Source organism: Bordetella tumulicola (assembly GCF_054779135.1).
Genome location: NZ_BAAGYU010000006.1, coordinates 648,002 through 660,372 on the forward strand (window position 1 = coordinate 648,002; position 12,371 = coordinate 660,372).

Sequence of the window (12,371 nt, forward strand, 5' to 3'; positions counted from 1 at the left end):
CGCGCGCGGATTGCGTGCTGGACAAACCATTACCGATTCACTGCGCTGGACCACGCCCGAGCGGGTTTTGAATCCAGCGACAGGAGACGAGACTGACGACGTGTTGATGCGGCACGCCCATGACGGCGTGCGCGGCACGTGCGCAGGAGGTCGGAATGGCGGACAAGGTGTCGGCGGTGTCGCTGCATACGGGCGTGCTCTTCGGGCAGATCGTGGTGGTCTGCGCGATCACGTTGGCTTGTCTCTGGTTTGCCACGCAATGGACCGCGGCAGCGCTGGGCTATTCACCACGCCTGGGTACGCCATGGCTGGTCTGGGGCGCTATGCCTATCTACCCGCCTTGGCAACTCTTTCTCTGGTGGTACATCTATGAGGCGTATGCGCCGGATGTGTTCATGCACGGTGGCGCCATCGCAGCAACCGGCGGTCTCTTATCCGCAGGCGCTGCAATTGGCATGTCTGTCCATCGGGCGCGGCAAACGCGGCGTGTCACGACCTACGGTTCGGCGCGCTGGGCGACCTACGACGAAATCGTCAAGACGGGGTTGACGGGCTCGGCCGGCGTATTCCTCGGCCGATTCAAGCATAAAGGCGAACAACACTATTTGCGTCACGAAGGGCCGGAGCATGTCATGGCCTTTGCCCCGACCCGCTCCGGCAAGGGGGTCGGCCTGGTCGTCCCCAGCCTCTTGACCTGGCCCGGTTCGGTCGTGGTCCATGACATCAAGGGCGAGAACTGGACACTGACGGCCGGTTGGCGAGCGCGATTCTCGCACTGCCTGCTGTTCAACCCGACCGACACCCGCTCAGCCGCGAACAATCCCTTGCTGGAAGTGCGGCGCGGCACGCATGAAGTGCGCGACGTGCAGAACATTGCCGACATCCTGGTAGACCCGGAAGGCGCGCTAGAGCGCAAGAATCATTGGGAGAAGACCAGTCATGCACTGTTGGTGGGCACCATCTTGCATGTGCTCTATGCGGGGTCGGACAAGACGCTACGGGGCGTCGCAGCGGCACTATCCGATCCGGCCCGAACTTTCGAGGCAACCCTGCGAGCCATGATGGTCACGCGCCATCTGGACGATGGACCGCATCCAGTCGTGGCCTCCGCTGCGCGCGAGGTGTTGAATAAATCGGACAACGAGCGCTCCGGCGTCCTGTCGACCGCCATGTCGTTCCTCGGGTTGTACCGTGATCCGACCGTCGCGGCCGTCACGTCGCGCTGCGACTGGCGCATAGCCGATCTGCTCGATGCGCGGCATCCCGTTTCGCTGTACCTAGTGGTGCCGCCATCGGATATCAGCCGCACGAAACCGCTGGTACGCCTGCTCTTGAACCAGATCGGCCGGCGCTTGACCGAATCGCTCGATGGCTCCGACGGGATCGCGCGGCGCCACAAGCTCTTGCTGATGCTCGACGAGTTCCCGGCGCTGGGACGCCTGGATTTTTTCGAATCTACGCTGGCCTTTATGGCGGGCTATGGCTTGCGCGCCTTCCTGATCGCTCAATCGCTGAACCAGATCGAGAAGGCCTACGGCCCGAACAACTCGATTCTGGACAACTGCCATGTGCGCGTTGCCTTCGCTTCGAACGACGAACGCACGGCCAAACGAATCTCCGATGCGCTGGGCACGGCCACCGAGCTGCGCGCCCAGCGCAACTACGCCGGGCACCGGCTCTCGCCCTGGCTGGGCCACCTGATGGTGTCCCGACAGGAGACGGCACGGGCGCTACGTACCCCTGGCGAGATCATGCAACTGCCGGTGGATGAGGAAATCGTGATGGTGTCGGGCCAGGCGCCGATTCACGCCGCCAAGCTGCGCTACTACGAGGACGTAAATTTTACGAAGCGGGTCATGGATCCCCCGGTCCTGTCCGGCACGACGTATCGGGACCGGCCAGCTGCTCGCACAGATGACTGGACCGGGTTGGTGTTGCCTCAGCCGGTCGATGGCGTGGATGATGGCACGGCTGACTATGCGGAGGAGGAAGGCGGGTTGCGGCGTGAGCCTGACTTGGATGTCGAGGTCGACACGCTAGTACCGGATGGGGGTACTGACCTGGACTTCCTGGACGACGACGATGCGCCAGTCCTGCCCATCCGGCCAGACCGCCGCCTGCAGCGTGCCGCCCGGCTGGCCGCGCTCGATCCCGACGACGGGATACCGCTATGAGCCGTGCGCGCCTGAACTTGTTTATTCAGCCCGAGCACGCCCGCCGCCTGGACGAGTTGGCGGTGCATCGCGGCGTGTCCAAGTCATCCATCGTGGCGGCCGCTCTGGCGTCCTTCCTGTCGCCTGACGCAGGAGACCAGCGCGAGGCGGCCCTAGCGCGCCGGCTGGACCGGCTGTCGCGGCAATTTGACAAGCTTGACCGCGACCAGAACATCCTGATCGAGACGATGTCGCTCTACGTCCGGTATTTCCTGACGGTCTATCCCGCCATGCCGGAGGCGCAGCAAGATGCGGCACGGGCGCAGGGCAAGCAGCGTTTTGCGCAGTTCGTCGATCAATTGGCCCGCCACTTGCAGCGCGGCCACAGCCTCGTGCGCGAAGTACATGAGGAATGGTTCCCGGCGCCGCAGGACGACCCGGACGCGCAGGATGCCGAAGACGGAGGCCGCCATGTCTCATGACGCCGACGGGCTAGCTCGCCAGCGCAGTTTGGACATGTTGCGTACGGCCATGGGACCGGAGATCGCCGCCGCACTCAGCGACCCGGATGTCGTGGAGATCATGCTGAACCCAGATGGCCGGCTGTGGCTGGATCGGCACAGCCAGGGCCGTGCGCCGGTGGGCGTCACGCTATCCGCGGCGGACGCCGAGCGGATCATCCGACTGGCCGCCGCCTCGGTGCGGCTCGAAGTCCATCGGGACCGGCCGCTGCTGTCGGCCAAGCTTCCCCTCAATGGCGAGCGCTTCGAGGGTGTGCTGCCGCCGCTGGTCTATGCGCCCACATTCTGCATACGCAAGCAGGCCGTCAGCATCTACCGACTGGATGACTATGTGGCAAGCGGGATTCTTGACGCGGGGCACGCCGATTACCTGCGCGTCGCGGTGCGTGATCGCTCGAACATCGTGATCGCGGGCGGCACGGGCTCAGGCAAGACAACTTTTGCGAACGCGCTGCTCGATGAAATCGCCGAGGACGGCGACCGGATCGTGATTCTGGAAGATACGGGCGAACTGCAATGCCGCAATGAAGATCGCGTGCAGCTTTGCACGTTGCCCGGCATCGCGAGCATGGCCGACCTGGTGCGCTCCACGCTGCGCCAGCGGCCCGACCGGATCATCGTCGGAGAAGTCCGTGGTGCCGAAGCGCTGGATCTGTTGAAGGCGTGGGGAACCGGCCATCCAGGCGGCGTTACCACGTTGCACGCCAACTCCGCCTATGGCGCCCTGGTGCGCTTGGAGCAACTCACACAAGAGGCGGTGAGTGTACCGCCGCGCGCCCTGATCGCCAGCACCGTCAACGTCATCGTTTTTCTCTCTGGCCGCGGACAAGCCCGCCAGGTCAAGGAGATCGCGCGCGTGGTCGGCATTGATGGCGAGCGATACCACCTTGAGCCGATAGCCCTCACCGCAGGAGAAACCGCATGACTAACCCCAAGCTCACCTTGTCGCCGTTGCCCTCGTCGCTGGACCAGGCGCGAACATTCATCCGCCGTCACGGCTGGGTATTGTTGCTCGCTGCCGTCTTGACTGTGCAGGTTCACGCAGCCGGTTCCAGTATGCCGTGGGAGGCCCCGCTGGAATCCATCCTGGAATCGGTACAGGGGCCGGTTGCGCGCATCGTGGCCGTCATCATCATTGTCGTCACTGGATTGACGCTCGCATTTGGCGATACCAACGGGGGTTTTCGTCGGCTGATTCAGATCGTATTCGGCCTGTCCATTGCGTTTGCCGCCTCGTCATTCTTCATGACGTTCTTCCAGTTCTCCGGCGGGGCGCTGGTATGAACGAGCGCGCTGGACTCCCTGAAGGCTTCGAGGCGCCGCTGCATCGCGCTTTGACCGAACCAATCCTGTTGGGCGGCGCGCCGCGCACCGTGGCGATCGCCAACGGAACGCTGGCCGCCGCCATCGGCCTGGGACTGCAACTCTGGCTGCCCGGCTTTGTCTGCTGGTTCGCGGGTCACATGCTCGCGGTCTGGGGCGCGCGCCTGGATGTGCAATTCATGCCGGTATTCCTGCGCCATGTAAAGCATCCCTCGGTACTGGACGTGTGAGGCTGCCATGCTCAATCTCATCGAATATCGCAAGCGTCCGACATTGCTCGCCGACTGGCTGCCCTGGGCAGGCCTAGTGGCCGACGGTGTCGTGTTGAACAAGGACGGCGGCTTTCAGCGCACGATGAAATTTCGCGGGCCTGATCTGGACAGCGCAACCAGCACAGAGTTGGTGGCGGTCACGGCGCGGCTGAACAATGCGCTCAAGCGCTTCGGATCGGGCTGGGCCTTGTTTGTTGAAGCCGACAGGCGCGATGCGGCGGACTATCCCAGTTCCTCTTTCCCAGATGGATTGTCCTGGCTGATCGACGAGGAACGGCGCGCCGCGTTCGAGGAGTCTGGCTCACACTTCGAGAGTGCTTATTACCTGACCATCGTATGGCTGCCGCCTGAGGAAACGCGGGCGCGCGCGGCCAAGCTGCTGTACGAGAACCAGCCCCGGCGCGGCGTGGATTGGAAGGAGCGTTTGGACAGCTTCCTGGCCGAGACGCAGCGCTTCTTCGGCCTGCTCGATGGCGTCATGCCCGAGATCGCCTGGCTCGATAGCAGGGAGACCTTGACGTACCTGCACGGCGCGATTTCGACGCGCCGGCATCCGGTCGTTGTGCCCGAGGTGCCGTTTCATATCGACAGCCTTTTGGCCGATGCACCGCTGATAGGCGGTCTCGCGCCCATGCTGGGCAATCAGCACCTGCGGGTGCTGTCGGTGCGTGGGTTCCCCACCTCGACCTGGCCGGGCTTGTTGGATGAGCTAAACCGGCTTGGCTTCGCGTATCGCTGGACGACCCGCTATCTCTTTCTCGACAAAAGCGAAGCCGAGTCGGAACTGACACGGTTGCGCCGGCAATGGTTTGCCAAAAGAAAGAGCATCGTGGCGATGTTACGGGAAACACTTTCCCAGCAGGAAAGCCCGCTGGTCGACACCGATGCTGACAACAAGGCGGCGGATGCCGATGCCGCCTTGCAGGAGCTGGGAGCCGACGATGTGGCGTATGGCTATCTGACCTCCACCGTCGTCGTGATGGATCTCGACCCGACGGTAGCCGATGACAAGCTGCGTTTGGTCGAACGCGCGATTCAAGGCAGGGGCTTCGTGACCTGATGGAAACACTCAACGCCGTCGAAGCCTGGTTGTCGTCGCTGCCGGGCCACGCTTACGCCAACGTGCGTCAGCATCTGGTGTCCACCGTGAACCTGGCGCACATGATGCCGGTATCGGCCGTCTGGGCCGGCCAGGAACGCAACGTGCACCTGGATGGACCGCCGCTGATCGTTACGCGCACCGACGGTGCCACACCTTTCCGGCTCGTACCGCACATCGGCGATGTGGGCCACACGCTGATCGTCGGTCCGACCGGCGCCGGCAAGTCGGTGCTGTTGGCGATGCTCGCCTTGCAGTTCCGCCGCTATGCCGGTTCGCGCGTCTTTGTGTTCGAGATGGGCCGCTCACTGCGTGCCTCGCTACTTGGGTTGGGCGGCGAGTATTACGACCTGGGCATGGATGCCGACATGGCGTTTCAGCCGCTGGCCCACATCGACCAGTACGGCTACCGGAGCTGGGCAGCAGAGTGGGTCGAAGGCCGGATCATCCAGGAAGGCATCACGGTGGGTCCGGACGAAAAGGCCGCCATCTGGTCGGCGCTGGGCAGTCTCGCCAGCGCGCCAGTGGCACAGCGCACCTTGACGGGCCTGTCGGCGTTGCTGCAATCGAACCGGTTGCGCCAAGCCTTGGCCCCTTACGTCCTGGGTGGCGCGCATGGGCGGCTGCTCGACGCCGACCACGACCGGCTGGGCAGCGCGGACGTGCAAGGCTTCGAGATGGAAGAGCTGATGCACAGCAAGGCCGCCGCCCTCGCTGTCCTGCAATATCTCTTCGCCCGGCTCGAAGCGCGGTTCGACGGCACCCCGACCCTCTTGATTCTGGACGAGGCCTGGCTCTTTCTCGACGATCCGGTATTCGCCGCGCGCTTGCGCGAATGGCTCAAGACGCTGCGCAAGAAGAACGTCAGCGTCGTATTCGCCACGCAATCGCTGGCCGACATCCGGGACTCCAGCATCGCGCCGGCCATCATCGAAAGCTGCGCGAGCCGGATCTTCCTTGCCAACGCCCAAGCCATGGAGCCACAAATCCGCTCGATCTACGAAGGTTTCGGGCTGAATGCCCGGCAGATCGAGATCGTCGCGCACGCCGTGCCCAAACGCGACTACTACTACCAATCTCGGCTGGGCAACCGCGTCTTCGACTTGGGTCTGGGCGAGGTGGCCCTGGCCTTTGCCGGGGCATCCACGCCGGCTGACCAGCGCGCGATCGATGCCATCACCGCGCAGGCCGGGCATGAACATTTCGCGGCCGCGTGGCTGCGCCATCGTGGCCTCGGCTGGGCCGCTGAATTGGCCGATGGGTTTGTCCCGCAGGCAGTGCCTGCACCGTTGTTCCATCCTGAGGAGATCTTGCCATGAAACGCCTGCTTGTCCCCGCGGTGCTATGCGCCGCTCTGGCCGCGCATCCCGCGCACGCCCTGACCGTGTTCGATCCGACGAATTTCTCCCAAAACATTCTGACGGCCGCGCGCACTTTGGAGATGATCAACAACCAAATCCGCCAGCTCCAGAACGAAGCGCAGATGCTCACGCACGACGCGATGAACCTGACGGGCCTGGATTTCAACGCGATCAGCCGGTTGCGCACGTCGCTGTCGTCGACCACCACCCTGATGAACCAGGCGCGCGGTCTGACCTTCGACGTGTCACGGGCCGAGGCGGAGTTCGCCCGACTCTATCCCGCGCAGTACGACGCGACGATCAGTAATGATGCGATGGCGCAGGATGCCCGCGAGCGATGGAGCCAGTCGCTCGACGCCTTGCGCACCACCGCCAATGTCCAGTCCCAGGCTGTGCAGAACCTGGGGGACGACGAAGGCGTGTTGTCCGATCTGGTGCAGCAGAGCCAATCGGCCGTGGGAGCCTTGCAGGCCACCCAAGCGACGAATCAACTCCTGGCCCTGCAAGCCAAGCAATCGATCCAGCACCAGCAATTGCAGATCGCGCAGGACCGCGCGATGGTACTGGATCGAGCCCAGGAGGCGGCCGAGGAAGCCCGCGCACAAGAGGTCCGCCGGCGCTTTTCCCGCGACCGTGCCAACTACACCCCGCAACCCGTGCAGTTTTATCAATGAGGAGATCCGCATGATCTATCGCTGGATGATTGCCGCCCTGTGTGGCGTGATGCTGGCCGGCTGCGGCAAGGAAGAGCCGCAGCCGCCTGCCGCCGCACCGGCTGCCGATGACGCCACCGTCACGCAGGACGCTCAGAAGCGGCGGCAGCGTTTCCAAGGCGACGGCAAGGCGCAATACACGCCCTACGAGGCGCCACGCGCTCAGCCATGAACGACCTGGCCATCATCGACCGCTTCACGGACGTCTATTCCCGCTACATCGATAGCGGGTTCGGCCTCCTGGGCGGCGAGGTCAGCTTTCTCACAGCTACGCTGGTCGTCATCGACATGACGCTGGCGGGCCTTTTCTGGGCGATGGGCGGCCACGATGACATCCTCAGCAAGCTCATCAAAAAGACACTGTATGTCGGCGCCTTCGCCTACATCATCGGCAACTTCAATGCGCTGGCTGGCATCATCTTCCGCTCGTTCGCGGGATTGGGCCTGGTGGCCTCCGGATCGACCATTACGGTAGCGCAACTACTGCAACCGGGGCGACTGGCGCAAGTCGGGGTCGATACGGCGGCACCGCTGTTGGCGGAGGTCGGGAGGCTGTCGGGTTTCACGTCGATCTTTGCAAACTTCGAAATTGTTGTCGTGCTGCTACTGGCCTGGGTGATCGTGGTTTTGAGCTTTTTCGTCGTGGCGATTCAGCTCTTCATCACGCTGATCGAGTTCAAGCTGACTACGCTCGCCGGCTTCGTGCTGGTGCCGTTCTCCCTGTGGAACAAGACATCGTTTCTTGCCGAAAAGGTGCTGGGTAATGTCATTGCCGCCGGCATCAAGGTCTTGGTACTGGCCGTCATCGTCGGCATCAGCACGCTAGTTTTCAACGACTTCAGGACAGGCATCAGTCCCGAGCCGACGCTCGATGAAGCGGCAGCTGTCGTCCTGGCTTCGCTTGCGATGCTGGGGCTGGCGATTTTTGGGCCGGGCATAGCGACTGGGCTGGTATCCGGTGCGCCGCAGCTAGGCGCGGGCGCCGCGGCCGGCACGGCCATGGGTGTGGCCGGTGTCGCCGCAGCGGGCACAGCGCTGGCAGGTGCCGGGCTGCGTGGCGGCATGGGTGGTGCTCGCGCTGCCGCCTCGATGGCGAGCGGCGCCCGGCAGGCGTATGCCGCCGGCGCAGCAGGCAAGTCCGGTTTAAGCGCGGCGGCGGCGGGCTTGGGTGCCGTTGCCCGCGCTGGCGCTTCGGCTGCCCAGGAGCGGATGACCCCAGGTGGCAAAGCCTCGGGAGGTGGCAATGCTGCACCTCCTTCCCACCACAGCGATTCCGCGCGAGGCGCGGGTGAACCAGGCGGGCCGCCCGCCTGGGCCAAACGGGCACAAAGTCGGCAGCAGGCCACGCATGGCGTAACGCTGGCCGCCCACACGCTACGCGCGGGCGATGGCGGCGGGGGCAGCAGCCCCAGCCCGCGTTTGCATGATGATTCGAACTAGGAGAGCGCGATGCGATTTCGGCGACCGTCGGTGAAGTACTCCGCCACACCCGAACCCGTGACTCCGTACCAGAGAGCGGCACAGGTTTGGGATGACCGGCTGGGCAGCGCGCGTGTTCAGGCCAAGAATTGGCGCCTGATGGCTTTCGGGTGCTTGCTATTGGCGATGGGATCGATGAGCGCCTATGTATGGCGCTCCACCCAATCCCTGGTAACGCCCTATGTCGTCGAGGTCGAGACATCCGGCCATGTCCGCGCCGTTGGCAAAGCTACCATGCCCTACACGCCCACCGACGCGCAGATCGCCTATGACCTGGCGCGGTTCGTCGGCAATGTCCGTTCGATTTCGCTTGATCCCATCATCGTCCGGCAGAACTGGCTGCAGGCCTACGCCTATACGACCACACGGGGTGCTGCGTTCCTCAACGAATACGCGCGGGCAAATGATCCTTTCACCAAAATCGGCAAGCAGACCGTGACCGTGGAAGTGGCGAGCGTCGTTCGGGCCAGCGATCGGTCGTTCCAGGTGCAGTGGAGCGAGCGCGCTTACGTCAACGGCTCGCTCGCCACGACCGAGCAATGGACGGCGATTCTCACCATCGTGCTGCAGCCGCCCAATACCGAAGAGAAGCTGAAAAAAAACCCACCCGGTATCTATGTCGATGGCATCAGTTGGAGCCGGCAACTTGGAGGCAATACACCATGAAAGCCTTTTCCCCTTGGATGATTCTCGCGGCGTCGGCGGCGCTCGCCGGCTGCGCCGCGCGGGGCACGCCACCGCCCACGATTTCGCTGGACGAACCCGTGGCCGTATCCGCACCCGTGGCAATTCCCGAGCCGGCCAAGCCGGTCGAGATCGTGCCGGTGCCAACGCCGTTGCCTTTGCCGGGGCAGCTCAAGCCGATAGAGGACCCGCAGCCTAAGCCGCAGCCGGTCAATCCGGCCTCATCGATTGCGCAAGCCAACCAAGAAGCACGGATGGCGCCGACTCGCGACGGCTTCATCAACGCCATTCAAGTGTGGCCATATTCAGATGGCGCGCTCTATCAGGTCTACGCCAGTCCGGGCCGCGTAACGCTGATCTTGCTGCAACCAGGTGAAAAGTTGATCGATATTTCGGCGGGCGACACGGTGCGCTGGATCGTGGGCGACTCAACCAGCGGAAGCGACGCCAAGTTGCGCGCCAACCTGCAGGTCAAACCCATTCGCCCGGGCCTGAAAACCAATCTGGTCGTGACGACCGATCGACGTATCTACCTGCTGGAGTTGACGTCCACCGAATCGGCCTGGATGGCTTCCGTGTCTTGGGACTACCCGCAGGATCGCATGGAGGAATTGAAGAAGCAGGCCGAGCAGGCGCGAGCGACAACTCCCTTGGCCGCTGGGTTGTCGCTTGATCAACTACGGTTCCGATATGACATCACGGGCGATTCGCCCCCGTGGCGGCCGCTGCGAGCTTTTGATGACGGGCAGAAGGTGTATATCCAGTTTCCAGCCGCCATCGCCCAGGGCGAATTGCCGCCCTTGTTCCTGATCGGGCCGGACGGCGGCCTGCAACTGGTCAACCCGAGATATGTGGAGCCGTACTACATCGTCGATCGATTGTTTGGAGCGGTCGAACTGCGCCTGGGCGGTGACGACGCCAAGATCGTGCGCATCGAGCGCAACGACGTACAAACGAAGCGGAGCGGATCATGACGACCGACCACTCCGATGACGCCGAAGAGTCGCCGCCCAAGGTCGCTCCCGAATCGGTTGCGTTGCGCGCGACACCTCAACCAGTGACGAGGCTGAATCGCCGCACGCTGGCCATTCTGGTGGGCGGGGTATCAGCCATGGTGTTGGGCGCGACCATGTGGTCGCTACAACCGCAAAAGCGGCGCGCTGGCGCCTCCGAAGAACTTTACAACGTGGACAAGATTTCTCCGGCAGAGGGCCTGAACGCCTTGCCGCGCGATTACAGCCAGGTGCCGTCACCCGCACCGATGCCGGCGCCGCCCCTCGGGCCGCCGCTGCCGGGCGACCTGGGCCGGCCCATGCTGCGCGCCCAACAGGAAGCGGATCTGCGCCCGCATGGTGGACCGGACCCCGCCGAGGCTGAGCGGCTGGCGCGGTTGAAAGAGGCTCAGGACGCGGCCCGCGCGCCGATTTTCTACAAGGGTAGCAACCGAGGCAGCGCCCCGGCGGGCGTGCCGCCGTCGATGACTGCGCCTGGCACGACGGCACTGGCCGGCATGGGCGGCGACGCCGCCCCGGTTGATCCCCTGCAAACTCAGAACATGCAGGACAACAAAACGGCCTTCGCTGGCCAGGGCGCGCGAGCAACGCAGAGCACGCACCGCATGGAGGCGCCGCGCGGGCCGGACACATTGATGGCCGGTACCGTCATCGCGGCCGCGCTGGTCACGGGTATCAAATCGGATTTGCCAGGCGACATCATTGCCACCGTGACGGAGCCGGTCTACGACAGCGCGACGCATCAGCATGTCCTTGTCCCACAAGGCTCGCAGCTAATTGGCCGCTACAACAGCCGGGTAGCCTACGGGCAAAGTCGAGCGCAGGCGGTCTGGGAGCGGATCATTCTGCCGGACACGTCGTCGGTGACGCTCGACAACCTCGCGGCGATCGATCCAGCTGGTTATGCCGGCTTGGAGGATGACGTGGACTGGCATTGGGATCGAGTGCTGGCTGGCGCGGCGCTGACCACACTACTGGGCGTGGGGGCCGAGCTGGCCGCGCCGGAGAACCGCGTCGATGGCGATCGCATCATCATCGCGGGCCGCGATAGCGCTCAGGACAGCGTTAACCAGTTTGGCCAGGAGATGACTCGCCGGAACATGAACATTCAGCCGACACTTACAATCCGACCCGGCATGCCGGTGCGGGTGATCGTGAATCGGGACATCACGCTACGGCCGTACCGGCCAATTTTCATCAATAGGTGACGCGATGGCGAACAAGCTACGCCTTGGGCCGCTGCCCAAGCAGCAGGCCGTGAAAATGACTATCAGTCTATCGGCAACTTTGAGGGATGAATTGGAGCGATATGCGACCGAGCACACCCAGCTTTACGGTGAGAAGGTCAATGCTGAGGTGTTGATTCCGTACATGCTGGCGAGATTCATCGAGAGCGATCGGGGATTCAGACGCATGAAAAGTTAGGCGGAGATATGCCACGCTGCATTCCGAGACTACGGCGAGGTGACCCCTTTCCCCGGCAAGCTCCGGACATATCATTCAAGAGTTAAAGGTTTCGAGCAAAAAGGGCGGCCAAAGCCGCCCGGAAAAGCACTTCGCTATCCCTCATCGGTCGCTGGTGGGAGTTACCTTCACAGGTGTCCAGGCATGGCCGGGCTTGGTGGTCGGCGGCATCTGCCGGTTATCGGGAACAGTCGTGTAGTTCGGTTGCTTGCCGCCACGGGGTCCAACCTCTTGGTAGATCCCGCCTTTGTTTCCGGTGCTTTCACCGGGCTTCTTCGTCGTCGCCATG

13 protein-coding genes and 1 pseudogene are annotated in these 12,371 nt (G+C 63.6%); 13 read left to right on the forward strand and 1 reads right to left on the reverse strand.

Going from position 1 to position 12,371, the window contains the following annotated elements:
* Positions 1 to 155 precede the first annotated feature (155 nt).
* From ACYVDM_RS06990 to ACYVDM_RS07050, 13 genes and pseudogenes are all read left to right on the forward strand, one after another.
* On the forward strand, positions 156 to 2,174 hold the full coding sequence (locus ACYVDM_RS06990) for a conjugal transfer protein TraG (protein WP_415791714.1): 2,019 nt from the start codon (positions 156 to 158) through the stop codon (positions 2,172 to 2,174).
* The gene (locus ACYVDM_RS06995) at positions 2,171 to 2,635 is read left to right on the forward strand and encodes a CopG family transcriptional regulator (protein ID WP_415791717.1); all 465 of its coding nucleotides are present in this window, start codon (positions 2,171 to 2,173) and stop codon (positions 2,633 to 2,635) included. Before ACYVDM_RS06990 ends, ACYVDM_RS06995 begins: the two co-directional genes overlap by 4 nt.
* Complete coding sequence (gene trbB / locus ACYVDM_RS07000) at positions 2,625 to 3,599, forward strand: P-type conjugative transfer ATPase TrbB (protein WP_415791719.1); 975 nt, start codon at positions 2,625 to 2,627, stop codon at positions 3,597 to 3,599. Before ACYVDM_RS06995 ends, trbB begins: the two co-directional genes overlap by 11 nt.
* Complete coding sequence (locus ACYVDM_RS07005; protein ID WP_415791721.1) at positions 3,596 to 3,958, forward strand: TrbC/VirB2 family type IV secretion system protein; 363 nt, start codon at positions 3,596 to 3,598, stop codon at positions 3,956 to 3,958. The genes trbB and ACYVDM_RS07005 overlap by 4 nt, the downstream gene beginning before the upstream one ends.
* Complete coding sequence (locus ACYVDM_RS07010; RefSeq protein ID WP_415791723.1) at positions 3,955 to 4,227, forward strand: conjugal transfer protein TrbD; 273 nt, start codon at positions 3,955 to 3,957, stop codon at positions 4,225 to 4,227. Before ACYVDM_RS07005 ends, ACYVDM_RS07010 begins: the two co-directional genes overlap by 4 nt.
* A 7-nt stretch (positions 4,228 to 4,234) precedes the next feature.
* Positions 4,235 to 6,687: pseudogene (trbE, locus tag ACYVDM_RS07015) on the forward strand (conjugal transfer protein TrbE).
* Positions 6,684 to 7,403 (forward strand): P-type conjugative transfer protein TrbJ, encoded by a 720-nt coding sequence (gene trbJ / locus ACYVDM_RS07020; protein WP_415791726.1) that lies wholly within the window; start codon positions 6,684 to 6,686, stop codon positions 7,401 to 7,403. The pseudogene trbE and the gene trbJ overlap by 4 nt, the downstream one beginning before the upstream one ends.
* A gap of 10 nt (positions 7,404 to 7,413) precedes the next feature.
* Positions 7,414 to 7,614, forward strand: coding sequence for a hypothetical protein (locus ACYVDM_RS07025; RefSeq protein ID WP_415791728.1), 201 nt, complete (start codon positions 7,414 to 7,416; stop codon positions 7,612 to 7,614).
* Positions 7,611 to 8,882 (forward strand): P-type conjugative transfer protein TrbL, encoded by a 1,272-nt coding sequence (trbL, locus tag ACYVDM_RS07030; RefSeq protein ID WP_415791730.1) that lies wholly within the window; start codon positions 7,611 to 7,613, stop codon positions 8,880 to 8,882. The genes ACYVDM_RS07025 and trbL overlap by 4 nt, the downstream gene beginning before the upstream one ends.
* A gap of 9 nt (positions 8,883 to 8,891) precedes the next feature.
* Positions 8,892 to 9,587 carry a conjugal transfer protein TrbF gene (trbF, locus tag ACYVDM_RS07035; RefSeq protein ID WP_415791732.1) on the forward strand — a complete coding sequence of 232 codons (696 nt, stop codon included), beginning with the start codon at positions 8,892 to 8,894 and terminating at the stop codon, positions 9,585 to 9,587.
* Complete coding sequence (trbG, locus tag ACYVDM_RS07040) at positions 9,584 to 10,579, forward strand: P-type conjugative transfer protein TrbG (protein ID WP_415791734.1); 996 nt, start codon at positions 9,584 to 9,586, stop codon at positions 10,577 to 10,579. Before trbF ends, trbG begins: the two co-directional genes overlap by 4 nt.
* Positions 10,576 to 11,826 (forward strand): TraB/TrbI/VirB10 family type IV secretion system protein, encoded by a 1,251-nt coding sequence (locus ACYVDM_RS07045; protein ID WP_415791736.1) that lies wholly within the window; start codon positions 10,576 to 10,578, stop codon positions 11,824 to 11,826. The genes trbG and ACYVDM_RS07045 overlap by 4 nt, the downstream gene beginning before the upstream one ends.
* 4 nt (positions 11,827 to 11,830) lie before the next feature.
* Entirely contained in the window at positions 11,831 to 12,043 is a 213-nt protein-coding gene (locus ACYVDM_RS07050; RefSeq protein WP_415791738.1) for a DUF2274 domain-containing protein, read from the forward strand.
* A gap of 141 nt (positions 12,044 to 12,184) precedes the next feature.
* Here the strand turns inward: ACYVDM_RS07050 and ACYVDM_RS07055 are convergent, their stop codons facing one another.
* A complete protein-coding gene (locus ACYVDM_RS07055; protein ID WP_415791740.1) occupies positions 12,185 to 12,370 on the reverse strand; it encodes a hypothetical protein in 186 nt (61 codons plus the stop codon).
* Between the last annotated feature and the right edge of the window lies 1 nt (position 12,371).